The sequence below is a fragment of the Rhizobium sp. BK049 genome (assembly GCF_014193135.1).
In the GTDB taxonomy this organism is placed as follows: domain Bacteria; phylum Pseudomonadota; class Alphaproteobacteria; order Rhizobiales; family Rhizobiaceae; genus Rhizobium.
The window spans coordinates 46,979-71,483 of record NZ_JACHYV010000031.1 but is presented as its reverse complement, the minus strand read 5'-3'; the positions used below and the strand labels follow the sequence as shown (position 1 = coordinate 71,483).

At 59.5% G+C, this 24,505-nt stretch carries 25 protein-coding genes and 1 pseudogene; 14 read left to right on the top strand and 12 right to left on the bottom strand.

Annotated elements, in window-relative coordinates:
* The first annotated feature begins 7 nt into the window (after positions 1–7).
* The gene (holA, locus tag FHT70_RS26190; RefSeq protein ID WP_183705844.1) at positions 8–1,048 is read left to right on the top strand and encodes a DNA polymerase III subunit delta; all 1,041 of its coding nucleotides are present in this window, start codon (positions 8–10) and stop codon (positions 1,046–1,048) included.
* On the opposite strand, the gene FHT70_RS26185 is transcribed toward holA, so the two are convergent.
* The 8 genes from FHT70_RS26185 to hemE form a co-directional block, all read right to left on the bottom strand.
* Positions 1,049–1,930 (bottom strand): ParB/RepB/Spo0J family partition protein, encoded by an 882-nt coding sequence (locus FHT70_RS26185; protein WP_097601302.1) that lies wholly within the window; start codon positions 1,928–1,930, stop codon positions 1,049–1,051.
* A 32-nt stretch (positions 1,931–1,962) separates the two neighbouring features.
* Entirely contained in the window at positions 1,963–2,757 is a 795-nt protein-coding gene (locus tag FHT70_RS26180; protein WP_097601303.1) for a ParA family protein, read from the bottom strand.
* A gap of 19 nt (positions 2,758–2,776) precedes the next feature.
* Positions 2,777–3,394 (bottom strand): 16S rRNA (guanine(527)-N(7))-methyltransferase RsmG, encoded by a 618-nt coding sequence (rsmG, locus tag FHT70_RS26175; RefSeq protein ID WP_183705842.1) that lies wholly within the window; start codon positions 3,392–3,394, stop codon positions 2,777–2,779.
* A 24-nt stretch (positions 3,395–3,418) separates the two neighbouring features.
* Entirely contained in the window at positions 3,419–5,296 is a 1,878-nt protein-coding gene (mnmG, locus tag FHT70_RS26170) for a tRNA uridine-5-carboxymethylaminomethyl(34) synthesis enzyme MnmG (RefSeq protein WP_183705840.1), read from the bottom strand.
* Between the two features lie 70 nt (positions 5,297–5,366).
* Positions 5,367–6,686: a tRNA uridine-5-carboxymethylaminomethyl(34) synthesis GTPase MnmE gene (gene mnmE / locus FHT70_RS26165; protein ID WP_183705838.1), complete on the bottom strand. Its 1,320-nt coding sequence runs from the start codon at positions 6,684–6,686 to the stop codon at positions 5,367–5,369.
* A 102-nt stretch (positions 6,687–6,788) separates the two neighbouring features.
* On the bottom strand, positions 6,789–8,054 hold the full coding sequence (gene rho, locus FHT70_RS26160) for a transcription termination factor Rho (RefSeq protein ID WP_003589536.1): 1,266 nt from the start codon (positions 8,052–8,054) through the stop codon (positions 6,789–6,791).
* Positions 8,055–8,254: 200 nt separating this feature from the next.
* Complete coding sequence (hemJ, locus tag FHT70_RS26155; protein WP_183705837.1) at positions 8,255–8,791, bottom strand: protoporphyrinogen oxidase HemJ; 537 nt, start codon at positions 8,789–8,791, stop codon at positions 8,255–8,257.
* 2 nt (positions 8,792–8,793) lie between these two features.
* Entirely contained in the window at positions 8,794–9,837 is a 1,044-nt protein-coding gene (gene hemE / locus FHT70_RS26150; RefSeq protein WP_183705835.1) for a uroporphyrinogen decarboxylase, read from the bottom strand.
* Positions 9,838–10,237: 400 nt separating this feature from the next.
* Here hemE and FHT70_RS26145 point away from each other — a divergent pair, with 400 nt between their 5' ends.
* Genes FHT70_RS26145 through dnaQ form a run of 5 tightly spaced genes read left to right on the top strand, consistent with a single transcriptional unit; the run spans position 10,238 to position 13,866 of the window.
* A complete protein-coding gene (locus FHT70_RS26145; protein ID WP_085776422.1) occupies positions 10,238–11,059 on the top strand; it encodes a pyruvate, water dikinase regulatory protein in 822 nt (273 codons plus the stop codon).
* Between the two features lie 31 nt (positions 11,060–11,090).
* On the top strand, positions 11,091–11,690 hold the full coding sequence (locus FHT70_RS26140) for a Maf-like protein (protein ID WP_097601309.1): 600 nt from the start codon (positions 11,091–11,093) through the stop codon (positions 11,688–11,690).
* Positions 11,683–12,540, top strand: coding sequence for a shikimate dehydrogenase (locus FHT70_RS26135; RefSeq protein WP_183705833.1), 858 nt, complete (start codon positions 11,683–11,685; stop codon positions 12,538–12,540). The genes FHT70_RS26140 and FHT70_RS26135 overlap by 8 nt, the downstream gene beginning before the upstream one ends.
* Entirely contained in the window at positions 12,540–13,151 is a 612-nt protein-coding gene (coaE, locus tag FHT70_RS26130) for a dephospho-CoA kinase (protein WP_183705831.1), read from the top strand. Before FHT70_RS26135 ends, coaE begins: the two co-directional genes overlap by 1 nt.
* A complete protein-coding gene (dnaQ, locus tag FHT70_RS26125) occupies positions 13,144–13,866 on the top strand; it encodes a DNA polymerase III subunit epsilon (protein WP_183705829.1) in 723 nt (240 codons plus the stop codon). The genes coaE and dnaQ overlap by 8 nt, the downstream gene beginning before the upstream one ends.
* A 51-nt stretch (positions 13,867–13,917) precedes the next feature.
* On the opposite strand, the gene secB is transcribed toward dnaQ, so the two are convergent.
* Both secB and FHT70_RS26115 read right to left on the bottom strand, forming a co-directional pair.
* Complete coding sequence (secB, locus tag FHT70_RS26120) at positions 13,918–14,400, bottom strand: protein-export chaperone SecB (RefSeq protein ID WP_011423412.1); 483 nt, start codon at positions 14,398–14,400, stop codon at positions 13,918–13,920.
* Between the two features lie 101 nt (positions 14,401–14,501).
* The gene (locus FHT70_RS26115; protein ID WP_348649567.1) at positions 14,502–15,008 is read right to left on the bottom strand and encodes an FxsA family protein; all 507 of its coding nucleotides are present in this window, start codon (positions 15,006–15,008) and stop codon (positions 14,502–14,504) included.
* 132 nt (positions 15,009–15,140) lie between these two features.
* On the opposite strand from FHT70_RS26115, the gene FHT70_RS26110 reads away from it, so the two are divergent.
* The 5 genes from FHT70_RS26110 to gyrB all read left to right on the top strand — a co-directional run bounded on the left by FHT70_RS26110 (position 15,141) and on the right by gyrB (position 20,474).
* Positions 15,141–15,845, top strand: a complete 705-nt coding sequence (locus tag FHT70_RS26110) for a Tim44/TimA family putative adaptor protein (RefSeq protein WP_085776427.1) — start codon at positions 15,141–15,143, stop codon at positions 15,843–15,845.
* Complete coding sequence (locus tag FHT70_RS26105) at positions 15,838–16,959, top strand: murein transglycosylase A (protein ID WP_183705825.1); 1,122 nt, start codon at positions 15,838–15,840, stop codon at positions 16,957–16,959. Before FHT70_RS26110 ends, FHT70_RS26105 begins: the two co-directional genes overlap by 8 nt.
* Positions 16,959–17,528 (top strand): Smr/MutS family protein, encoded by a 570-nt coding sequence (locus FHT70_RS26100; RefSeq protein ID WP_183705823.1) that lies wholly within the window; start codon positions 16,959–16,961, stop codon positions 17,526–17,528. The genes FHT70_RS26105 and FHT70_RS26100 overlap by 1 nt, the downstream gene beginning before the upstream one ends.
* Positions 17,525–17,902: a helix-turn-helix domain-containing protein gene (locus FHT70_RS26095; protein WP_085776430.1), complete on the top strand. Its 378-nt coding sequence runs from the start codon at positions 17,525–17,527 to the stop codon at positions 17,900–17,902. Before FHT70_RS26100 ends, FHT70_RS26095 begins: the two co-directional genes overlap by 4 nt.
* 136 nt (positions 17,903–18,038) lie before the next feature.
* Positions 18,039–20,474 carry a DNA topoisomerase (ATP-hydrolyzing) subunit B gene (gyrB, locus tag FHT70_RS26090; protein ID WP_183705822.1) on the top strand — a complete coding sequence of 812 codons (2,436 nt, stop codon included), beginning with the start codon at positions 18,039–18,041 and terminating at the stop codon, positions 20,472–20,474.
* Between the two features lie 64 nt (positions 20,475–20,538).
* Here gyrB and FHT70_RS26085 read toward each other — a convergent pair whose 3' ends face one another.
* A complete protein-coding gene (locus tag FHT70_RS26085) occupies positions 20,539–21,138 on the bottom strand; it encodes a nitroreductase family protein (protein ID WP_183705820.1) in 600 nt (199 codons plus the stop codon).
* Between the two features lie 36 nt (positions 21,139–21,174).
* Positions 21,175–21,459 carry a DUF2218 domain-containing protein gene (locus FHT70_RS26080; RefSeq protein WP_183705856.1) on the bottom strand — a complete coding sequence of 95 codons (285 nt, stop codon included), beginning with the start codon at positions 21,457–21,459 and terminating at the stop codon, positions 21,175–21,177.
* Positions 21,460–21,590: 131 nt separating this feature from the next.
* Here FHT70_RS26080 and FHT70_RS26075 point away from each other — a divergent pair.
* The 3 genes and pseudogenes from FHT70_RS26075 to phaZ form a co-directional block, all read left to right on the top strand.
* Positions 21,591–21,964: pseudogene (locus tag FHT70_RS26075) on the top strand (glutathione S-transferase family protein); the annotation flags it as partial.
* Between the two features lie 95 nt (positions 21,965–22,059).
* Positions 22,060–22,902 carry a fumarylacetoacetate hydrolase family protein gene (locus FHT70_RS26070; RefSeq protein ID WP_183705818.1) on the top strand — a complete coding sequence of 281 codons (843 nt, stop codon included), beginning with the start codon at positions 22,060–22,062 and terminating at the stop codon, positions 22,900–22,902.
* Between the two features lie 204 nt (positions 22,903–23,106).
* On the top strand, positions 23,107–24,384 hold the full coding sequence (gene phaZ, locus FHT70_RS26065) for a polyhydroxyalkanoate depolymerase (protein WP_097601318.1): 1,278 nt from the start codon (positions 23,107–23,109) through the stop codon (positions 24,382–24,384).
* Positions 24,385–24,505 lie beyond the last annotated feature (121 nt).

The following is a 24,505-nucleotide window of genomic DNA, read 5'->3' as shown; positions in this document are numbered from 1 at the left end:
CGGGGAGGTGGCCGAAATCAAGTCCCATGAATTCGACACTTTCCTGCAGAAATCGGCGGGGAACTACCGGATTTTCGTCATTTACGGGCCGGATCGCGGCCTGGTTTCCGAACGAGCCGGCCAGATCGCCGGCAAGACCGGCGTCGCGACCGACGATCCTTTCTCCCTAACCAAACTCGATATCGGGGATCTGCAGAAGGATCCCGGACGCTTAGTTGACGAGGCTCAGTCTATCGGGTTGTTCGGCGGCGAGAAACTCATCTGGATCCGCGGTGCAGCCAACGAAAAATACCTCGTCGATTCCCTGGCGGTGCTGGCCGAAAAACCGCTCGAAGCCGCCTACCTGATCGTCGAGGCCGGCGATCTGAAAAAAGGATCCCTGCTTCGCAAGACCGCGGAAGCCGCACGATCCGTCATGACGATCCCCTCCTACGCCGACGACAGCCGCGCTCTGAACGGCTTGATCGATGCTGAACTCGGCGCGGAGAAGCTTGGCATTACCCCGGCGGCCCGTCAGGCGCTGATCTCACTGATCGGCGGTGATCGCATCGCTTCCCGTAACGAAGTGCGCAAGCTCGCCCTTTATTGCAGCGGACTCAATACGGTTGAGGAACATCACGTTGCCGAAATAATTGGCGACGCCAGCGCGATCTCCGTCGATGACGCCGTCGATGCCATCCTCAGCGGTGACCTCAACGGATTCCTGCATGCCATGCAAAAGATCAGCAGTTCAAAAACCGCTATCTTTCTGGTGCTGCAGGCCTGCCTGAAGCAATTCCAGCTTCTGGACATGATGCTCGCTGAAATGGAAGAAAAAAGGGTGCAGGCGCCTCAGGTCATGCAGACGATGGGTCGGCATCTGCATTTTCGCCGCAAGCCGATCATCGAGCAGGCGCTCCGCCACTGGTCGGCGGACAGCATCGCGCGCGAATCCAATCGCCTGCAGGCAGCGATCCTCCAGAGCCGGCGACGGCAGGTGCTGGAAGACAGCGTTGCGATGCAAACACTTCTCTCCACCACTCTACAATCCGGCAGCAAATCCGGCTGATCATCGCCTTTCCAGCAGGCGGCAGATTTCCTCGAGCTGTTCCAGCGACTTATACGATATTTTGATCTGGCCGCCGCCGTTCTTGTGATTGATTGAAACATCAAGACCGAGGGCATCGGAAAGCGTGCGCTCCAGCGCCAGCGTATCGGAATCCTTCTGATCGCGACGCAAGGCCGGCTGCTGCGGCTCCGATTGCGCCTTGATATTGTTCTGCGCCAACTTCTCGGCATCACGCACCGACATGCCCTTGGCGACGATGGTGCGGGCAAGGCTTGCCGGATCGGGCGTCGAAACAAGTGCGCGTGCATGGCCGGCGGAAAGACTGCCGGCGGCAAGAAGATCGCGAACCGGATCGGGCAATTTCAGCAAACGCAGCGAGTTGGCGACATGACTGCGGCTTTTGCCGATAATCTCGCCAAGATCGTTTTGGGTGTAGCCATATTCGGCGATCAGCTGCTCATAGCCCAACGCCTCTTCGAGAGGATTGAGATCCGCTCGCTGCACGTTTTCGACGATCGCAATCTCAAGGGCGGTCTTGTCGTCAACGTCACGAATAATGACCGGGATTTCGATCAGGCCAGCGAGTTGCGCCGCCCGCCAGCGCCGCTCCCCGGCGATGATTTCATATCTGTCTTGTGACATCGTCCGCACCACAATCGGCTGAACGATACCGTGCTGACGGATGGAACTCGCAAGATCGTGCAGTTCGGTGTCATCGAAGAAACGGCGCGGATTGCGCGGGTTACGGCTGACGAATTCGATCGGAATCATTCGGTCGGCGCTGACAGTGCGTTCAGCTTCAACCGGAACAGGCTGATCCATTTCACCAATCAATGCTGCAAGGCCGCGACCCAGTCGTCTTTTCGATACATCGTCATTCATAATCTACACTCACCTACACCCCGGAAATGATCTTACGCGGCCAATCTCTGCCGCTCACGCTGAATGACCTCGGAGGCCAGTTGCAGATAGGCCTGGCTACCCGCGCATTTCAGATCATAGAGAATAGCGGGCTTGCCGTAGGACGGCGCCTCGGACACTCGGACGTTTCGGGGGATCAACGTATGATAAACCTTTTCCCCGAGATGCGTCCGCACATCATTCACCACCTGCTGGGCCAAATTGTTGCGCGCATCGAACATCGTCAGGACGATACCTTGGATATCCAGCCGCGGATTTACTGTCCGACGAACCTGGCTGACAGTTTCGAGCAGCTGGCTCAACCCCTCCAACGCGAAGAATTCGCATTGCAGCGGCACCAGCACCGAATGGGCGGCAGCCATGGCATTCATCGTCAGCAGATTGAAAGAGGGCGGGCAATCGAGAAGAATATAGGAGAATGCCATAGCCTCGGGAGAGGATAGGGCCTTCCGCAATTTAAAAACCCGATCGCTCTGCTGCGAGATTTCCATCTCGATACCCAGCAGATCCATGGTCGAAGGAACGATGAAGAGGTTGGGAACGGCTGTTTCCAGCGTCACGTCGCTGATCCCTCGCTCACCGACCATCATATCGTAGGAGGAGAGCTTCCGATCGCGGCGGTCGATACCGAGGCCGGTGCTGGCGTTGCCCTGAGGATCCAGATCGACGATCAGAACCCGCTCGCCAATAGCGGCCAGCGCCGTTGCCAGATTGATTGCCGTGGTCGTCTTGCCAACGCCACCTTTCTGATTTGCGATGGTTATTATCCGATGTCGTTCGCCAGCCATTGCTGCAATATCCGATCTGTTAAACCAAGCGCCGGAGATTCGATATTTCCAAAATCACAGATTCTTGCTCAACGGCGCTCTTGTGTTCTACCAGATCGAATTGCCACCGGCCACGGGCTTCGGCTATTTCCCTGAGGTAATCCCGGCCTTTGTGAAAAAAGCTCCGACAATTTTCTTTGTCGAGCATCCAAGGGGCCGAATAGCCGATCAGCCCATCAAGATCGGCAAGAGCTCGCGCCGAAATCGCGTCGCAATCGCCGATCTCGCTATAAGCGTCTTCGATTCGACTGGCGTGAACGCTCCCTCGGGCATTTGTTTCCCGCAGGACCGTTCGCAAAAACGCAGCCTTCTTATGATTGCTTTCGACAAGATGTACCCATCCCTCTTGCAGTTCTGCCAGAAAGATAGCGGTGATAACGCCGGGAAAGCCGCCACCACTGCCGAGGTCGACCCAGGTGACGGGCTGCGGGTAAATCTGAAAGATCTGACTGCTGTCGGCAATATGGCGGCGCCACAGCGCATCGAGTGTCGATGGCGCCACCAGATTGATCGTTTTTGCCCATTTCTGAAATAGCGTCGCGAAATGTTGAAGTCGTTCCTGTGTTTCACGTGAAACACGCAAACCGTTAAGTTCCATTCTCAGGGACTTTCAAATCTTGGGTCAGGCGCTCTGCAGCGCGGATCCGTGTTGCCGACGCAGGTGCACAAGCAGCAGCGCGATGGCAGCGGGGGTCATACCCTCGACAATTGCTGCCTGGGCAACGTTGAACGGACGAGCAGCGCTGAGCTTCGCCTTAAGTTCATTCGAAAGGCCCGAGAGCGCATCATAATTAAAATTCGCTGGTATCAGCCGCTCCTCGTCGCGCTGCTGGTCGACAATCGCCGCCGCCTGCCGATCGAGGTAGACGGAGTAGCCTGCCTCAATCTCGAGCGCCTCCGCAACTTTTGGCCGAAGCCTACCTAGGTCCTCCGGCCAGACATGTCGAAGCGCGGCGAAATCATAGGCCGGATAGGACAAGAGATCGTAGGCCGTTCGGCGCTGGCCATCGAGGTTGATGTTCAAGCCCGCCCGTCGCGCCTCATTGGGCGTCACCGTCAGCGCCATCAGCCGGGCGCGACCAGCGTCAATCTCGGACTGATAGGCCGTGAAGCGCTCGGCGCGCTCGGCGCCCACACATCCAAGCTCCATAGCTAGCGGTGTCAGCCGCATATCCGCGTTGTCGGCACGCAAGGTCAGGCGATACTCTGCACGCGACGTAAACATTCGATACGGTTCCGTAACACCACGCGACGTCAGGTCGTCGATCATCACGCCGATATAGGAGCTTGTGCGGCTAAAATGGAACGGTTCCGAATCGGAACTCCGCAAGGCGGCATTCAATCCGGCTGCCAATCCCTGGGCCGCCGCCTCTTCATAACCGGTGGTGCCATTGATCTGTCCCGCCAGGAACAGGCCTCGCAGTCGCTTGACCTCAAGGGACGGGGTAAGCTCTCTTGGATCGACGTGATCATACTCGATGGCATAACCTGGCTGCAGTATCCTAGCGGCTTCGAGGCCCGGAATGGTCTTGATAAAAGCGGCTTGAACTTCGGCCGGCAGCGACGTCGAAATGCCGTTCGGATAAACGGTGTCGTCATCCAGCCCTTCCGGTTCAAGAAAGACCTGATGCCCGTCGCGCTCTCCGAACTTCACGAGCTTGTCTTCGATCGACGGGCAGTAACGCGGTCCGACGCCTTCGATCTGCCCGGAATACATCGCCGAGCGCTTGATATTCTCGACAATGATCCGGTGCGTCGCCTCCGTTGTCCTGGTGACACCACATTCGACCTGGCGGGTGGTGATCGTATCGGTCATGAAGGAAAAGGGCACAAGTTCCTCATCCGCACCCTGTCGGCCGATAGATTGCCAGTCGATCGTCTTGCCATCCAGCCGGGCCGGCGTTCCGGTTTTCAGCCGTCCGAGCCGGAGCCCCAACCGCGCCAGGGTGGCAGACAGGCCGATCGACGGCGCTTCGCCGACACGACCAGCGGGCGTCTTTTCAGTGCCGATATGAATAAGGCCGCGCAGGAAGGTGCCGGTTGTCAAGACCACGGCCGGCGCCTGCAGCCGTCGGCCGTCTTTCATGATGACCCCAGCAACACGGCCATCGAGCACATCGAGATCAAATGCGTCGCCCTCGATAATGTCCAAGCCTGCCGTTGCTTCGATTGCGGCGAGCATCGCCAGCCGGTAAAGCTTTCGATCTGCTTGGGTCCGTGGACCCCTCACGGCCGCACCCTTTTTGCGGTTCAGCATTCTGAACTGGATGCCAGCAACATCGGCAACCCGGCCCATCAGGCCATCCATCGCGTCGATCTCACGAACCAGATGTCCCTTTCCCAGCCCGCCGATCGCCGGATTGCAGGACATGACCCCAATTGTGTCTCGCCTATGGGTAACGAGCGCGGTTTTCGCACCGAGGCGCGCAGCCGCACTGGCCGCCTCGGTTCCTGCATGGCCGCCGCCGATGACGATCACATCATAGCCACTGTCGGTCATATCAAAACTCCAAAACAGCAAGACTTCACGTGAACCTGAGGGCGCGCCGCCGGTAAAGGTTTCACGTGAATCACTTGCCGATGCAAAACTCCGAGAAGATCACGTCGAGCAGCTGTTCGACGTCCACCCGCCCGGTAATTCGTCCCAGGTATTCAGCCGCAAGCCGAAGCTGTTCGGTGCGCAGTTCAAGGTCTGCGTCAATCTCCGAGATTGCCGCGTCGAGTGCTGCCAAACATTTCGTCAGCGAATCCTTATGCCGCTGCCGGCTGGGGATGGCCAGAGACAGACCACTGAAACGCTCGGCGACAATGCGGCCGATCAGCTGGCGCAACTCCGACAGGCCGTCACCGGTCAGCGTCGAAATCTGCAGGTCATAGCGATCCGAACCAGTCTCAACGAGATCCTTCTTCGTTCCGACAGTAACATGGGGCAAAGCCTGCTCCAAGTCGCCGGGAATCGTCGGATTGCTCATGTCGACCAACAGCAGCGCAAGATCGGCATCTCGAAGCGCAACACGCGCGCGCCGCACGCCCTCCATTTCCACCCGGTCGTCCGCCTGGCGCAGACCGGCGGTGTCATAGAGTTTGACAAGATAGCCGTCAATATCGAGATCGACCTGCAGCACATCGCGGGTGGTTCCGGCAATCTCGGTGACGATCGCAACGTCACGCCGGGCCAAGGCGTTCAACAGGCTCGATTTTCCGGCATTCGGAGCGCCCGCTATCACCACTTTAAAGCCGTCCCTGATGATTTCGCCCGCCGAGGCCGATTTGAGATGAAGGCCGATATCGTCGCGAAGCACCTTCATATCGGCCCATACCATGTCCGAGACGGAGCCTGGAACGTCGTCTTCGTCGGGAAAATCGAGCTCCGCCTCGATCAGGGCCCGAGCCCGGGTTAATCGTTCCGCCCACGACTCGTAAATCGCCGAGACGCCGCCGGCGCTCTGCTCCACGGCAAGACGGCGCTGCATCTCGGTTTCGGCGCCGATCAAATCGGCGAGCCCCTCAACCTCGACAAGATCAAGCTTGCCATTTTCGAAGGCCCGCCGCGAAAACTCGCCTTCATGGGCCATACGAACACCTGGAATACCGCCAAGTTCGGAGAACAATGCCGCCAACACGGCCTTACTGCCGTGGATCTGCAACTCGGCCACATCGTCGCCGGTGAAAGAATGCGGGGCGGGAAAAAACAGCACTAGGCCATTGTCGATCGGTTCGTTGTTACGAGTCCGAATCGTTCGGTAGGACGCCGCTCGGTCAGCCGGTACGGGTCCAGCCAGCCGGATCAATATATCTCTGGTCAGCGGACCGCTGATGCGGACGACCGAAACACCCGAGGGCGGAGGACCGCTCGAAAGCGCATAGATTGTATCATTCGACATGGCCATGCGTCCGGTTTTTCTGTTCGAGTCCGAATCGAGTCCCTTAAACAAAAAGCTGGCGACATCGAGACGATGCGCCAGCTCTCATCAGCGGAATCCGGCTAAGGATCAGGTGTTCATCGAGTCGAAGAAGTCCGAATTGTTCTTCGTCTGTTTGAGTTTGTCGATCAGAAATTCGATCGCGTCGGTAGTGCCCATCGGCGCGAGAATACGACGCAGAACGAAGATCTTCTGCAGATCCTGGCGCGGAACCAGAAGGTCTTCCTTACGCGTGCCGGACTTCAGAATATCCATCGCCGGGAAGATGCGCTTGTCGGCAACCTTGCGGTCAAGAACGATTTCGGAGTTGCCGGTACCCTTGAACTCTTCAAAGATGACTTCGTCCATGCGGCTGCCGGTATCGATCAACGCAGTCGCGATGATCGTCAGCGAACCGCCTTCCTCGATATTGCGCGCGGCGCCGAAGAAGCGCTTCGGCCGCTGCAGCGCGTTGGCGTCCACGCCGCCCGTCAGAACCTTGCCGGAGGAGGGAACGACCGTGTTATAGGCGCGGCCAAGGCGTGTAATCGAATCGAGCAGGATGACGACGTCGCGCCCGTGCTCGACCAGACGCTTTGCTTTTTCGATGACCATTTCGGCCACCTGGACGTGACGCACTGCCGGCTCGTCGAAGGTCGAGGAGATAACCTCGCCGCGGACCGAGCGCTGCATGTCGGTCACTTCCTCGGGACGCTCGTCGATCAGAAGAACGATGAGATAACATTCCGGATGGTTGGCCGTGATCGAATGGGCGATGTTCTGGAGAAGCACGGTCTTACCGGTGCGCGGAGGCGCGACGATCAGTCCGCGCTGGCCCTTGCCGAGCGGCGCCACCAAGTCGATCACACGCGGAGACAGATCCTTGGAGGTCGGGATCTCGAGTTCCATCTTGAAGCGCTCATTCGGGTAGAGCGGCGTCAGGTTGTCGAAATGAACCTTATGACGAATCTTTTCCGGATCGTCGAAATTAATGGTGTTGACCTTGAGCAGCGCGAAATAACGCTCGCCTTCCTTTGGCCCGCGGATCGGTCCCTCGACCGTGTCGCCGGTTTTCAACGAGAAACGGCGGATCTGTGACGGCGAGATGTAGATGTCGTCGGGACCGGGCAGGTAGTTTGCATTCGCCGAACGCAGGAAGCCGAAGCCGTCCTGCAGCACCTCGACGACCCCTTCGCCGATGATTTCCACATCCTGGCTGGCAAGCATTTTGAGGATCGCAAACATCAGCTCCTGCTTGCGCATCGTGCTTGCATTCTCGACCTCGAGCGATTCGGCGAAAGCCAGAAGATCCGTCGGGGATTTGCTCTTAAGTTCCTGAAGCTTCATTTCAGCCATGAAGTGACCAATACTCTTTTCAATTTCGAAGGGGAAAGGCGATGTTGGGTCGTATTCGGTACTGCGAAAGGGGCTCGCAGACGACTGAAATCTACACACATGCCACGTAGATGAGATGCGCGGAAAATAGCGACTCGTTATCGCCGCCGCAAGGGGGCTGCTTAAAATGAAGCAAATTTAACCTGAGGGAGGATTTCTCGTCAGAACGGCTTCACCACGACGAGGATCACGATCGCGATCATCAGCAAAGTCGGCGCCTCGTTCATGAACCTCCAGTAGCGCGCGGAACGGTGATTTTTGTCCCGCTCGAAGGCGCGCACGGCGCTGCTGAAGAACATATGGATCCCGGTCAGCAGCACGACAAGCCCGATTTTTGCATGCAGCCAGCCGCCCTGGAACCCGTAGACCGACCAGGCGAGATATAGACCGAAGATCCAGGTCAGCATCATCGCCGGCGTCATGATGATGCGAAGCAGCCGGCGCTCCATTACCTTGAAGGTTTCCGACTGCACCGAGCCTGGTTCGGCGTCGGTATGGTAGATGAACAACCGCGGCATATAGAACAGTCCTGCCATCCAGGAGATGACCGCGATGATATGAAGCGCCTTGATCCAGAGATAGAGATTGTCGGGATTCCAGGCGAACAGCCCAACCGCGATCAGCGCGAAGAAGACCAGCGCAAAATGCGCGCGGCGCCGCGCGTAAGCGCCGGCTCTACGGTCCGTCTGTTTTTCCATTGTCACGTCTGGGCCATCCGTGAACCCCGCACGCGTTCAACCAGCAAACGCACATGTTCAGGGTCGGCCTGCGGCGTGATGCCATGGCCGAGATTGAAGATAAGCGGCCCATTGCCGAGATGATTCAGAATATCGTCGATACCCTCTTCCAGCGCCCGGCCGCCGGCAACGACGCGCATCGGGTCGAGATTGCCCTGAACCGGACCATCCTTCTGAAGTTCGGCCGCAAAGGCCAATGGGACCGACCAGTCGAGACCGATCGCATCCGCTCCGGTCTTCTGACGATAGGTTTTCAACTGGTAGCCCGCACCCTTGGCGAAGGCGATGATGCGCGCCTGCGGCCGCCGCGCCTTGATCGAGGCAATCATCCGTGCAACCGGCTTGACAGCGAAGGCGTCGAACTCTTTCTCGCCGAGAACACCCGCCCAGGAATCGAAAATCTGCACGGCATCGGCGCCGGCATCGATCTGCGCCACGAGATAATCGGCCGAAACGTCGGCAAGCAGCATCAGCAGCTGCTCGAAGGCGCGGGGATGTTTATAGGCGAAGAGACGGGCAGGGGCCTGATCCGGGGTGCCATGGCCGGCGATCATATAGGTCGCAACCGTCCAAGGCGCGCCACAGAAACCGAGCAGAGTCGTCTCTTCAGGCAATTCCTCCCGCAACCGCCGTACCGTTTCCAGCACCGGTCTGAGGTAATCGACAACCTCGTCGCCATTCAATCTGCCGATGCCTGCTTCATCGATCGGATCCATTTCCGGTCCATGGCCTTCAGTGAAACGAACATTCCGCTTCATCGCGTCGGGAATGACGAGGATGTCGGAAAACAGGATCGCTGCATCAAAGCCATAGCGGCGGATCGGCTGCAATGTCACTTCGACGGCGTGATCGGGCGTGTAGCAGAGATCGAGGAAGCTTCCGGCCTTTGCCCGGGTCTCCCTATATTCCGGCAGATAGCGTCCTGCCTGTCTCATCAGCCAGAGAGGAGGAGGAAAAACGCTTTCGCCGTCGAGAACCCTCATGATCTTTCGCCGCCTATCGCTCAAGCGCGTCTTCCCTATAAAAAATCAAAGATATTTTAAAAGGTTTCTATTTCTTAGAGTCGGTGTCTATCAAGGATTAAAATCCATCCACCGCCGATGCCATTTGTCGCGCGTTCGACGACGAACTCGAAAGAATTTCTCCATTCCTGTCAAATTCCGGGGAGAATCCGAATCCGAAAGCGATTCCAAATCCTTGCCAGAGGACGATTTTTTTCGTGCCTGTGGATAGACTGTGGGCCGCTGGACGACAAGTCGATTTCATCCCCAGCCTCCACAGGAGCGGCCGAAACCGGTCCGGAAAATTCGAAATGTGGATAAGCAGGCATGTTTTCCCTTGCCCGAGACAGCCTCGCCGCCTTAGCTCTCCATCATCCAGTCTTTTCAACAGGCAGCGGAAAATAACGTGGAGAACAGAACGAACTTCTTTCATCTGCACCTGATTTCTGACTCGACCGGAGAGACTCTCATCTCCGCCGGTCGCGCCGCTTCGGCGCAGTTCAGATCCGCCCAGCCGATCGAACATGTCTATCCGCTGATCCGCAATCGCAAACAGCTGCTGCCGGTTCTGCAGGCGATCGATGATGCGCCGGGGATCGTGCTCTACACGATTGTCGACCGCGATCTGGCGAACCTGATCGACGAACGCTGCGTCGAGATGGGTGTCGCCTCGGTCAATGTGCTGGAGCCGGTCATGAATGCGTTCCAGATCTATCTGGGCGCCCCGTCTCGCCGCCGGGTCGGGGCCCAGCATGTGATGAATGCTGGCTACTTCGCCCGCATCGAGGCGTTGAACTTCACCATGGATCATGACGACGGCCAGATGCCGGACGATTACAACGACGCGGATGTTGTCATCATCGGCATCAGCCGGACATCGAAGACGCCGACCAGCATCTATCTCGCCAATCGCGGCATCAAGACGGCGAACATCCCGATCGTCTATGGCGTGCCCTTGCCGGAGAGCCTGCTCGTGGCGACAAAACCGCTGATCGTCTGCCTGATCGCCACCACCGACCGCATTTCCCAGGTCCGGGAAAATCGGGTGCTCGGGACGACGCAAGGTTTCGACCGCGAGCACTACACCGATCGCGCCACGATCTCGGAAGAGCTGAAATATGCCCGCTCCCTCTGCGCCCGCCACGGATGGCCGCTGATCGACGTTACGCGCCGCTCAATCGAGGAAACGGCGGCCGCCATTGTTGCCCTCCGCCCGAAGCTGCGTTAAGCGCTGACAAAAAGCCGGGAGTGGGAGAACCATGACACCGAAACTCATCCTTGCATCGTCGAGCCCTTTTCGGCGGATGCTGATGGAAAATGCCGGTCTCTCCTTTGAGGCACATCCCGCGGAGATCGACGAAAGGGCGGTTGAGGCGCCGCTCGAAAAAGCCGGTGCGAAGCCGGACACCGTCGCCTGCATCCTGGCCAAGGCTAAAGCCGAAGATGTCAGCGCCCGTTTCCCCGAGGCTCTCGTCATCGGTTCGGATCAGACGATGTCGCTCGGCGACCGCGTTTTTCACAAACCGAAGGACATGGCCGACGCCGCGAACCACCTTCGCGCTCTGTCGGCCACCACCCACCGGCTGAACAGCGCCATCGCGATCGTCCGCGACGGCGCCGTCTTGTGGGAGCATATCGGCCATGCCGAACTGACAATGCGATCCTTGACGGAAGATTTCATCGCCAGGCACCTGGCGCGGGTGGGCAAACGGGCGCTTTCCAGCGTCGGCGCCTATCAGCTGGAAGGTGAGGGCGTTCAACTTTTCGAGAAGATCGAGGGCGACTATTTCACCATACTCGGGCTGCCGATGCTTCCGCTCCTGGGAAAATTGCGAGAATTCGGGGCGATCGATGGATGATTCACGTGAAACACTGGGGCCGAATGCATTTGTCACGGGCTTTCCCATCAAGCATTCGCGCTCACCGCTGATACATGGATACTGGCTGAAGACGCTTGGCCTCCCTGGCAGCTACCGCGCCCACGAGGTGACACCCGATGCCTTTCCCGATTTCATTGCCTCGCTGAAGGACGGCAGCTCCGGCTTTATCGGAGGCAATGTCACCATCCCCCACAAGGAACTTGCCTTCCGGCTCGCCGACAAGCCGGACGATCTGGCGCATGAACTCGGCGCCTCGAATACGCTCTGGTTGGAGGATGGTCTCCTGCATGCCACCAATACCGACGGCCGCGGCTTCACCGCCAATCTCGACGAGCGCCATTCCGGCTGGGACCGTCATGATACGGCCGTGGTCTTCGGTGCCGGCGGCGCGAGTCGGGCGATCATCCAAGCCGTCCGCGACCGTGGCTTTAGGGAAATCCACGTCGTCAACCGCACCGTCGAACGTGCGCGAGAGCTGGCCGATCGCTTCGGTCCGAGAGTTCGAGCCCATCCGGTGGGCGCGCTTGCCGAAGTCATGCATGGCGCCGGCCTCTTCATCAACACGACCTCGCTCGGCATGGATGGCGAAGCGGCGCCGTCGATCGATTTTGCGCCGCTCGCAACGGATGCCGTCGTCACCGATATCGTCTACATCCCCTTGAAGACACCGATCCTCAGACAGGCGGAAGAGCAGGGACTCTCGGTCGTCGACGGTCTCGGCATGCTGCTGCACCAGGCTGTTCCCGGTTTCGAAAAATGGTTCGGCAAGCGTCCGGTCGTCGACGCGGCGCTGCGCGCTTTGATTATCGCCGACATGGAAGTCCATTGATGCTGAAGATCGGACTCACCGGCTCAATCGGAATGGGAAAATCGACGGTCGGCAAACTCTTCGCCGAGGCCGGAATCCCCTTGAATGACTCCGACGCCGTGGTCCATGACCTCTACGCCGGCGAGGCAGCACCGCTTGTGGATGCCGCTTTCCCGGGCACGATGAAGGATGGAGCAGTTGACCGGCAGGAGCTGGGCCGCCAGCTCGCGCTCGATCCTGAAGGCTTCAAGCGCCTCGAAGCGATCGTCCATCCGCTGGTGCGCAAACGGGAAACGGAATTTCTGGAGCGACAGCAGGCAGCCGGCGCCGAAATGGTCCTGCTCGATATTCCGCTGCTCTTCGAAACCGGCGCCTGGGAGAGAGTGGACGTCATCGTTGTCGTCAGCACCGATCCACAGATTCAGCGTCAGAGGGTGCTTGCGCGCGACGACATGACGGAACAAAAATTCGATATGATTCTCTCTCGCCAGACGCCGGATGCGGAAAAACGGCGCCGCGCCGATTATCTGGTCGACACCAGCCACAGCATTGCGGAGACCAGGGCGCGGGTGCTTGAGATCGTCGCCGAGCTGAAAATGCGGATTGCCAATGGAGATTTCCGGAATGCGTGAGATCATCTTCGATACGGAAACCACCGGCCTCGACAACCGCGCCGACCGTATCATCGAAATCGGCGGCATCGAGCTCTTCAACCATTTTCCGACCGGCAACACGCTGCATATCTACATCAATCCGGGAGACCAGAAGGTTCATCCGGATGCACTTGCGGTGCACGGCATCACCGATGAATTCCTGAAGGACAAGAAGCCTTTCGCCGAGGTGGCCGAGGAAATCCTCGCCTTCTTCGGCGACGGCAAATGGATCGCCCATAACGCCACTTTCGATATGGGCTTCATCAACGCTGAATTCGCGCGGCTCGGTTTGCCGCCGATCTTGCCCGACAAAGTGGTCGATACGCTGTCGATGGCGCGGCGCAAACACCCGATGGGACCGAATTCGCTCGACGCGCTCTGCCGGCGTTACGGCATCGACAACTCGCACCGTACCAAACACGGCGCGCTGCTCGACTCCGAACTATTGGCCGAAGTCTATATCGAGATGATCGGCGGCAGACAGGCTGCGTTCGGCCTGAGCATATCGGGTCAACCCGGCCAGGCGGCCCGCGGTGAAATGGCGATGGAAGATGATATGGCGTTTGCCGCGGCGCTCGAACGCCCTTGTCCGCTTGGCTCGCGGCTCAGCCAGTCCGAAGCGCAGGCGCATGAGGCGCTGGTCGCCAAGCTCGGCGAAAAGGGCATCTGGGCGAAATACGCCCGCCCGAATTGAAAATGCCCGGGACCGGCCCGGGCATCCGCATGTCAGAATCCAAAGATTCGATCAGTTCGGAACGGCCTGAACCTTGGCGCGGGCCTGTTCTTCGGCAACGCGCTGAGCGAACATCTGCGTGAAGTCGATCGGATCGATCATCAGCGGCGGGAAACCGCCGTTACGGGTCACGTCGGCGATGATCTGTCGGGCGAAGGGGAAGAGCATGCGCGGGCACTCGATGAAGAGCACCGGCAGCATGTGCTCCTGCGGGAAACCGGCAACGCGGAAGACGCCACCATAGACGAGTTCCGTATGGAACACCGTCTTGTCGCCATCCTTGGCTTCGGCATTCAGCGACAGCACGACATCGAAATCCGTGTCGGAAAGCGGATTGGCGTTGACGTTCACATTGATGTTGATCGTTGGCGCCTTGTCGCGGGCCTGCAGCGAACGCGGCGCACCCGGATTTTCGAAGGAGAGGTCCTTGGTATATTGCGCAAGGATCGAAAGGGTCGGGTTGGTCGCACCGTTGCTGTTGTTATCGTCTGCCATTGGCTTTTCCTCGAAGGGCATGGGAATGGTGCCGCCATCTAACATTTCGGGGAGGGGCTTACAACCCTGGGCGCAAGCCGCACCCGATCACCGGCAAAGCCTCAGTCCCCGAGATGTTTGCCGGACCATGGCGAGTTGCGATCCGGCTCCCTATGATAGTCCTCCTCGTCGAGATCGACCACCTTCGAATTTGAATTGCGATCGCGGAAGTCGGGTTTCGCGTCATTGGAAAAGCCGCTTGTGGCGTTGACGACGACGAAGCGTTTGGCGATCGACCGCCAGAGGAGATCGCGCACCGGCGGAATGAGAATGAGGATGGCGATGATATCCGTGAGGAAACCGGGAATGATCAGCAGCAGCGCGGCAATCACCGTCATTGCCGGCTTCAGCAGATCACGTCCGGGCATCACGCCGTTCCGCCCTTCGCTCGACATCCGGCGCAGGATGCCGATCCCCTGCCGGCGCAGCAGGACCACGCCGAACATGAAGCTCGCCATGACGAGCGCAAGCGTCAGCGCCAGGCCGATTGCGCGACCGACAATGACGAAGCCGGCAATTTCGCCAAGCGGCAGCAACAGAATGAAAGCCGGCAGAATTGAAAAACGCATGGTCGTCATGTCCCGGCTTTTGCCGGTCTCCTCGTGGCGCCGGCGAAGATGCCAGCCATCATTTGAATCATCTGTATAGGCGGACTATATGGGAGTACAAATCAGAGATGTTAACGGCGGTTGCGACAGGATATGAGTTCGAACGACTTCATCACATTATTCTTCCTGGTGGCGGCGGTGCTGATCTTCTTTCAGCTCCGCTCCGTGCTCGGGCGCCGCACAGGAAATGAGAAGCCGCCCCGCGATCTCTATAGGCCAAGGGATGCTGCTCCGGCTGAGGCTGCCGACGCCGGCAAGGTCGTGACGCTGCCGCGCCGTGATGCGACGGCCGAGGACGACGAGCGCTTCTCTGCCATCGACGCCTTTGCCGCGCCGGGGACCCCGCTCAACGAATCGCTGCGCGCCCTGAATAAGGCCGATTCCTCCTTCAGCCCGAAGGAGTTTCTGAACGGCGCCCGCATGGCCTACGAAATGATCGTCATGGCCTATGCCGATGGCGACCGCAAAACCCTCAAGAACCTTTTGTCCCGTGAGGTTTATGACGGATTCGAGGCGGCGATTGCCGAGCGCGAAGCCCGCGGCGAAAAGGTCAAGTCCACCTTCGTCGGCATCGACAAGGCCGAAATCACCCATGCCGAGACGAAGGGCAGCGAAGCGCAGATCACCGTGCGCATTGTCAGCCAGCTGATCTCGGCGACTTACGACAAGGCTGACGTCCTGATCGAGGGCGACGCCGAAAACGTCGCCGAGGTCAACGACCTCTGGACCTTCGCCCGCGACACCCGCTCGCGTGATCCGAACTGGAAACTTGTGGCGACCGAATCGGAACATGAGTGATCAGGCATCGGACTTCGTCCTGCAGGCCATCAGCTTCGATAATTTGGAAGGCTGGAAGGATGATGATCCCTCCGGCCTTTTTGAAGTGATGCGGCGCTGCCGCCGGCAGATCACCGACGTAAAGCCCTACCGTACTGGCTCGCTCGGCCTGAGCGCCGAGGACCTGCTTCCACTTCTGATGGACGCTGAAAATTTTACGCCGTCGTCGCCGGCAGCGGCGCGCGCCTTTTTCGAGACGCGTTGCCGGCCATTTCTGATCCGCCGCAAGGACGGCAAGTCCGGTTTCGTCACCGCCTTTTACGAGCCGGAGGTCGAGGTATCGGATCGGCAAAACGAGCTCTTCCGTTTTCCCTTCTACAGCCGCCCGAACGATCTGATCGATATCGATGACAGCAATCGCCCGGCCGAACTGGATGGATCCTATGTTTTCGGCCGCTTGCATGATGATGGCCGCGTTGGCGTTTATCCGGATCGCCGCGAGATCGATCAAGGCTTTCTCGCCGGTCGCGGCCTGGAAATCGCCTGGGCGAAATCGAAGGTCGATGTCTTCTTCGTGCATGTGCAGGGTGCCGCGCGCCTGCGTTATCGAGACGGGCGTATCGGCCGCATCACTTACGCGGCAAAGGCAGGGCATCCCTTCTCGGCGATCGGCAAGCTCTTGATCGACCGCGGTGAGATCGACCGCGCCGAGATTTCCATGCAGTCGATCCGCGCCTGGCTGGCCCGCAATCCCGAGCGGGTGGACCAGGTGCTATGGCACAACCGCTCCTATATTTTCTTCCGGGAAGCGGCGGTTGCCGATCCTGAAGCGGGTCCGATTGCCGCCGCCAAGGTGCCGCTTCTCGCCGGGCGCTCGCTCGCGGTCGACCGGCTGATCCATACCTTCGGTTTCCCCATTTTCATCCGCGCCGACAGCCTCACCCATCTTGATCAAGGCCGCCCGTTCCGTCGGCTGATGCTGGCGCTCGACACCGGCTCGGCGATCGTCGGGCCGGCGCGCGGCGATATCTTCACCGGTTCGGGGGACTTGGCCGGAGAGCGCTCCGGCACCGTCCGCAACGATGCCGATTTCGTCATCCTCATTCCCAAAGCCGCCGCCGGACGTTTCGACTGATGGCCAGGGATCGCAAGCTCAGCGCCGATGAGAGGATCCTGTGGGGCAAGGTGGCGCGCAGCGCGCGGCCGATGCCCGGAAAAGCGAACGAGTTGACCGAGCTTGACGCCTTTCTGGCCGAAGCGGAAGCGGCGGCAGAACGGCAGACAGCCGAAAAGCAGACCTCCGTTGCGCCGACGGCAGCACAGCCGGCCCCACCGTCGACGCCGAGACAGCCGGCGAAGGTGCACCATCCGCTGGAAAGACCGGTGAAGCGCAAAATCGCCAAAGGCCGGCTGGCGCTCGAGGCGCGCATCGACCTGCATGGCCTGGTGCAGAGCGAGGCCCATGTCATCCTGCTCGATTTTTTAATCCGCGCCCATGAACGCGGCATGCGCCATGTGCTTGTCATCACCGGCAAGGGCAGCTCGCTGGGCAGCGAAGGTGCCTTGAAAAGAGCGGTTCCCCTGTGGTTCTCGAAGCCGGAATTCCGCTACCTGATCTCCTCCTATGAGCCAGCCGCACAGCATCATGGCGGTGAGGGAGCGCTCTATATCCGGCTGTCGCGGCGGCATGGGGAAAAGCCATGACACCCTTTGGAGAGGCGGTTCGCAGGCTGAGGGCGCGAAAGGGCGTCTCGCAGAAGGAGATGGCGCAAGCACTGAACGTCTCCCCCGCCTATCTCTCGGCGCTCGAACATGGCAAGCGCGGCCTGCCGACATTCGACCTGCTGCAGCGCATCGCCGGCTACTTCAACATCATCTGGGACGAGGCCGAGGAACTGTTCCTGCTTGCCCGCTCCTCCGACCCTCGCGTCGTCATCGACACCTCGGGCCTGCCGCCGGAATATACCGAACTCGCCAACCGGCTGGCCCGGCGGATCCGCGACCTTGACAGCGCCGAGATCGCCCGGTTATCGGCTGTTCTCGAAAATGGCGGCAAAGGTGACGGAAAAGCGTCATAATCCCCTGTTTTATGGCTTGTTCAGGGGGGCTTGCCATTGGGAACCGGGCTCAAAAAACCTATATACAAGAGTGAAGAAAGCCGGTGATTCGCAGGGCGCGCCGCCGCTTTACGACAACAGGGAAAATCTCGACAGAATGAGCGATACATCCGCGACGGAAAACGGCGTAAGCACCGAATATGGCGCAGATTCCATCAAGGTCCTGAAGGGCCTCGATGCCGTGCGCAAGCGCCCCGGCATGTATATCGGCGATACCGACGACGGCTCCGGCCTGCATCACATGGTCTATGAGGTCGTCGACAACGCGATCGACGAAGCGCTGGCCGGCCATGCCGACATCGTCACCGTCACCCTCAATCCGGATGGATCGGTAACGGTCACCGATAACGGCCGCGGCATCCCGACGGACATTCATAGCGGCGAAGGCGTGTCGGCCGCCGAAGTCATCATGACGCAGCTGCATGCCGGCGGCAAATTCGACCAGAATTCCTACAAGGTCTCAGGCGGTCTGCATGGCGTCGGCGTTTCCGTCGTCAACGCCCTCTCTGTCTGGCTGAAGCTGAAGATCCGACGCCATGGCAAGATCCATGAAATGAGCTTCACCCATGGCGTGGCCGACGCACCGCTGAAGGTCACGGGCGATGCCCCTGATTCGACCGGCACGGAAGTCAGCTTCATGCCGAGCAGCGAAACCTTCACCATGACCGAATTCGATTACGGTACGCTGGAGCACCGCCTGCGCGAACTCGCCTTCCTGAATTCGGGCGTGCGCATCCTTTTGAGCGACAAGCGTCATTCCGATATCAAGCAGGAAGAAATGCGCTATGACGGCGGCCTAGAGGCCTTCGTCTCCTATCTCGACCGCGCCAAGAAGCCGCTCGTCGACAAGCCGGTCGCCATCCGCGGCGAGAAGGACGGCATCACCGTCGAAGTGGCGATGTGGTGGAACGACAGCTATCACGAGAACGTGCTCTGCTTCACCAATAACATTCCTCAGCGTGACGGCGGCACCCATATGGCCGGCTTCCGCGCGGCCTTGACCCGTCAGGTGGTTTCCTATGCCGACAATTCCGGCATCACCAAAAAGGAAAAAGTGACGCTGCAGGGCGAAGACTGCCGCGAAGGCCTGACCGCGGTGCTGTCGGTCAAGGTGCCCGATCCGAAATTCTCATCGCAGACGAAGGACAAGCTCGTTTCTTCGGAAGTCCGTCCTGTCGTCGAAAGCCTCGTTAATGAGGCGCTGAACACCTGGTTCGAGGAGCATCCGAGCGAAGCCAAGATCCTTGTCGGCAAGGTCGTCGAGGCGGCAGCCGCGCGCGAAGCGGCCCGCAAGGCCCGTGAATTGACCCGCCGCAAGGGTGCGCTCGATATTGCCTCACTACCGGGCAAGCTCGCCGACTGCTCCGAACGCGATCCGGCCAAATCCGAAGTCTTCCTGGTCGAGGGCGATTCCGCCGGCGGGTCGGCCAAGCAGGGCCGGTCGCGCGAAAACCAGGCGATCCTGCCGCTGCGCGGCAAGATCCTGAATGTGGAACGGGCCCGTTTCGACAAGATGCTGTCGAGCCAGGAAATCGGCACGCTGATCACCGCGCTCGGCACCGGCATCGGCAAGGACGAGTTCAACGCCGAAAAGCTGCGATATCACAAGATCATCATCATGACGGACGCCGATGTCGACGGCGCCCACATCCGCACCCTGCTGCTCACCTTCTTCTTCCGGCAGATGCCGGAACTGATCGAGCGCGGCCATCTCTACATCGCTCAGCCGCCGCTCTATAAGGTCGCGCGCGGCAAGTCGGTGCAGTATCTGAAGGATGAGAAGGCGCTCGAGGAGTATCTCATCGCCCAAGGTCTGGAGGATGCCGCGTTGAGACTCGGCAGCGGCGAGGTCCGCACCGGACAGGACCTGCGCGAGGTCATCCTCGATGCGCTGCGTATGCGCGCTCTGCTCGACAATCTCCATTCGCGCTACAATCGCGCCGTCGTCGAACAGGCGGCGATCGCCGGCGCGCTCAATGCCGAGCTCGTCAGCGATCAGGCGAGAGCGCAGGCATTGGCGAGCGAGGTCGCAAGCCGTCTCGACATCATTGCCGAAGAGACCGAACGCGGCTGGCAGGGCGACCTGACGAGCGATGGCGGCCTGCGCCTGGAGCGCATGGTTCGCGGCGTCAAGGAAGTGGTGGTGCTCGACATGGCGCTGATCGGCTCCTCCGATGCCCGCCACATCGACCAGCTGACCGCGCGTCTCAAGGAAATCTATCAGACGCCGCCGTCGCTGCACCGGCGCGAAGGCGACATTGAGATTTCAGGGCCGCGCGCCCTGCTCGATGCGATCTTTGCCAGCGGCCGCAAGGGTCTTACCATGCAACGCTACAAGGGTCTCGGTGAGATGAATGCCGAGCAGCTCTGGGAAACGACGCTCGATCCGAATGTCCGTTCGCTGCTGCAGGTCAAGGTTGCCGACGCCACCGATGCCGACGGCCTCTTCGCCCGCCTGATGGGGGATGAAGTCGAGCCCCGGCGCGAATTTATCCAGGACAACGCGCTCAGCGTCGCCAATCTCGACATCTGATCGATGTGCCTTCAATAAAAGCCCCGCCGTCGCAAGACGGCGGGGCTTTTGCTTGTTCTGTCGCTCAGTTGGCTAGGAAATGGCCGTTGAAGGCAAGGTCGGAGAGCGGCTTGCGCTGGCTCGGGAATTCGCGCGCCTGATTGCGTTCGGAAAGAACGCTCTTGTCGGCCAGACGGCCGACGGCAACGCCCGCTTCGATCCGGTAACCCTCGGGGATATCGAAGGTTTTTCTGATTTCCTCATGTTTGATGCCGCCCATGCCATGGGCATAGAAGCCGGAAAGGCGCGCTTGCAGCGCCAGGTACCCCCAAGCTGCACCGGCGTCGAAGGAATGGGTGTAGCTCGGCTTTTCCTCGCCGGATCCGGCAACGCCGGTGAAGCTGCGTGAGACAACGAAGATCAATGCCGATGCGTTCTTCGCCCATTCCTGATTGGCGTCGACGAGCAGTGTGACGAATTTCTCCCAGTGCTCCGAGCCCTTGAGGGCATAGATGAAGCGCCAGGGCTGCTGGTTGGAAGAGGAGGGCGCCCAATGGGCGGCTTCGAGCAGGCTGAGCAGCTGTGCCTCATCGATGACTTCGCCGGTAAAGGCGCGAGGCGACCAGCGGTCGAGAAACATCGGATCGATCGGATATTGGGATTCGCGGTTATTGCTCTGTGTCATGCTTGTTCCAGGCTTGGGGTATAAAAATCGTTGAGGTCAATCGGTCCAGACGATGTCGAGTTCCTCGCGGAAGGCGAAGCGCTTCAGATGATCGTCGATCACCCCCTGCATCCTTGCCTGCTGGTCGGGATCGGCAACGGAAAGCGTCATGGTGAGCGCCGCATCGTCGGCGGTGAATATCACCTCGTCGCTTTCGCTGAACGGCACCCGGCCCCTATGCGGATCGAAATCGACGCTGAACTTGTGGCTCCAATGTTTGCAGAGCTGCTGCAGGTAGCGGCTCGCATGTTCGGTGCGTACGGCGGCCTTGGAGAGGTGCATGTCGAACTCCATCTCATGTTGGACTGAGGCCAAAGTCATATTTCCTGCTTCGCCGTCTTGGCAAGCGCAGCGTCGTCGCAGCTGGGTGAACGGAGAGTCTCCATGAGGATCGGCCTTGAGCGCGCGCCAAAGCGAAAAAACCAATCGATCTCTGTCCCGTCGACAGACGGGTTGAAAATCGATGGTTTCAACGACCGCGTCTATCCCGCCCTCAAATGGGGCCTATCGCGCCGGTTTTGCCAGCAAGCCGATCGCCGATGAGAAAGCCTTCGCCGATGTCTTCGATTGGATCGAGCCGCAATTCGAAAACTGGTCTTACCTCTTCGCGGAACACCGGCTTTCGGACTATGCCGATCTAAGCGCCTTCTGCTGGCTCACACTGCACTGGCCGGATATCGCTGAGACAATGGGTCTCGACCATATCAAGCGAGGCTACTATTCGGTTGAAAGCCTGAACTTGACGAAAATCGTTCCTGCCGGTCCAGATCTCTCCGAAATTTTCTAGGAACGCCGTACCGCTTCCGGGCAAAGCCGTAATGACACCGATGAATAATTCGTTCATATGTGGTCGCACATTCGATTTCGATGAGGAGGCATTCCATGAAGCTGATGCGTGTTGGCGAAGCAGGTCGAGAAAAGCCGGCGCTTCTCGATGCGGATGGCAAGATCCGCGATCTTTCGGCGCATGTCGCCGATATCGCTGGCGAGGCAATATCGCCGTCCGGCCTTGCAAGGATCGCGGCGCTCGATCCGAAGAGCCTTCCGGAACTTGCCCCCGGCCGTATCGGCGCCTGCGTCGCCGGCACGGGCAAATTCATCTGCATCGGCCTCAATTTCTCCGACCATGCCGCCGAAACCGGAGCCACCGTGCCGCCGGAGCCGGTCATCTTCATGAAGGCGACGTCGGCCATATCAGGCCCGAACGACACCGTTCTGATCCCGCGCGGTTCCGAAAAAACCGACTGGGAAGTCGAGCTCGGCGTCGTCATCGGCAAGACGGCGAAATATGTCAGCGAAGCCGAGGCGCTCGACTATGTCGCCGGTTACTGTGTGTCGCACGATGTTTCCGAACGCGCCTTCCAGACCGAGCGCGCCGGCCAATGGACCAAAGGCAAGTCCTGCGACACCTTCGGCCCGATCGGCCCTTGGCTGGTCACCAAGGATGAAATCGACGATCCGCAGAATCTCGGTATGTGGCTTAAGGTCAACGGTCAGACGATGCAGAATGGTTCCTCCAAGACCATGGTCTATGGCGTCGCGCAAATCGTTTCCTATCTCAGCCAATTCATGTCGCTGCATCCTGGCGACGTCATCTCGACGGGGACGCCGCCCGGCGTCGGAATGGGCATGAAGCCGCCGCGCTTCCTCAGGAATGGCGATGTCGTCGAGCTCGGCATCGAAGGGCTCGGCAGCCAGAAGCAGAGCTTTGTTGCGGATCGTTAACGACGCTACCTCAGCTGAACCTTAAACTTTCGGTTCTATGGTGATGCCAGAGATCAACTCTCTGGCATTTCCTGTGCAGGTCTGGGACGTCCATGTTGCTGTGCAACAAAAACCTGTTAGTCTGCGTTACGTGCCAGCGTGCGGAAAGAGCTCGACGTCTATCACCCGACGTCATCTTTTCGATAGAGAAAGGCAGCGCCTTCTATGTTCTATCAGCTTTATGAATTGAATCATGCCGCCATGGCGCCGTTTCGCGCCGCGGCTGACATCATGCGGTTTGCCTATGCCAATCCGCTGAACCCGTTCGCCCAGACGCCGTTCGGCCGCACGATGGCGGCAAGCCTCGAAATGTTCGAGCGCACGACGCGCCGCTACGGGAAACCGGAGTTCGGACTGAAGCAGACGGTGATCGGCGATCAGACGGTTTCCGTTCGTGAAGAGATCGTCTGGTCGCGGTCCTTCTGCAACCTCCTTCATTTCTCGCGCAACGTCCCGCCTGGCCGCGCCAGCGATCCGCGCATCCTGATCGTTGCGCCGATGTCCGGTCACTATGCGACGCTGCTGCGCGGTACCGTCGAGGCATTGCTGCCGAGCGCCGATGTCTACATCACCGACTGGATCGACGCCCGCATGGTGCCGATGACGGAAGGCAGCTTCGATTTCGACGATTACGTCGACTACGTCATCGAGATGCTGCATTTCCTCGGTCACGACACGCATGTGATCGCCGTCTGTCAGCCGTCGGTGCCGGTGCTGGTCGCAGCCGCGGTGATGGAGGAAGCCCAGGATCCGCTGTCGCCGTCATCGATGACGCTGATGGGCGGCCCGATCGACACGCGCATCAATCCGACGGCGGTCAACAAGCTCGCCCAGGAGCGGTCGCTGCAGTGGTTTTCCGACAATGTCATCATGAACGTGCCCTGGCCGCAGCCGGGCTTCATGCGGCCTGTCTATCCCGGTTTCCTGCAGTTGTCGGGCTTCATGTCGATGAACCTCGACCGGCACCTCGTCGCCCACAAGGAGTTCTTCATGCATCTCGTGAAGAACGACGGCGAACCGGAAAAACATCGCGATTTCTATGACGAATATCTCGCCGTCATGGATCTGACCGCCGAGTTCTACCTGCAGACGGTCGAACAGGTCTTCATGAAGCATTCGCTGCCGAAGGGCGAATTGATGCACCGAGGCAAGCGGGTCGATCCGGCGGCGATCCGCAGGGTCGCGCTCCTGACCGTCGAGGGCGAGAATGACGACATTTCAGGCGTCGGCCAGACCAGGGCGGCGCAGACCATCTGCGTCAACATCCCCGAAGACATGCGCATGCATTATCTCCAGCCGGATGTCGGCCACTACGGCGTTTTCAACGGCTCGCGATTCCGTCGCGAGATCGCGCCGCGCATCGTCAATTTTGTCCGCCAGCATTCCCGCACCGCCGTCAAGCCGCAGGTGCCGCGCGTCATCAAGGGCGGTCGCACCGCCTGATTTAGCGACAGCTGAATTAGGGAAGTGGATTCAAGGCCTTGTTCGATTTCGCAGGCAATCGTCTTGAAGGCGGTTCTTGCGGTAACCACATCGATTTCCAGCGTTCGGCATCTTGCCGGCC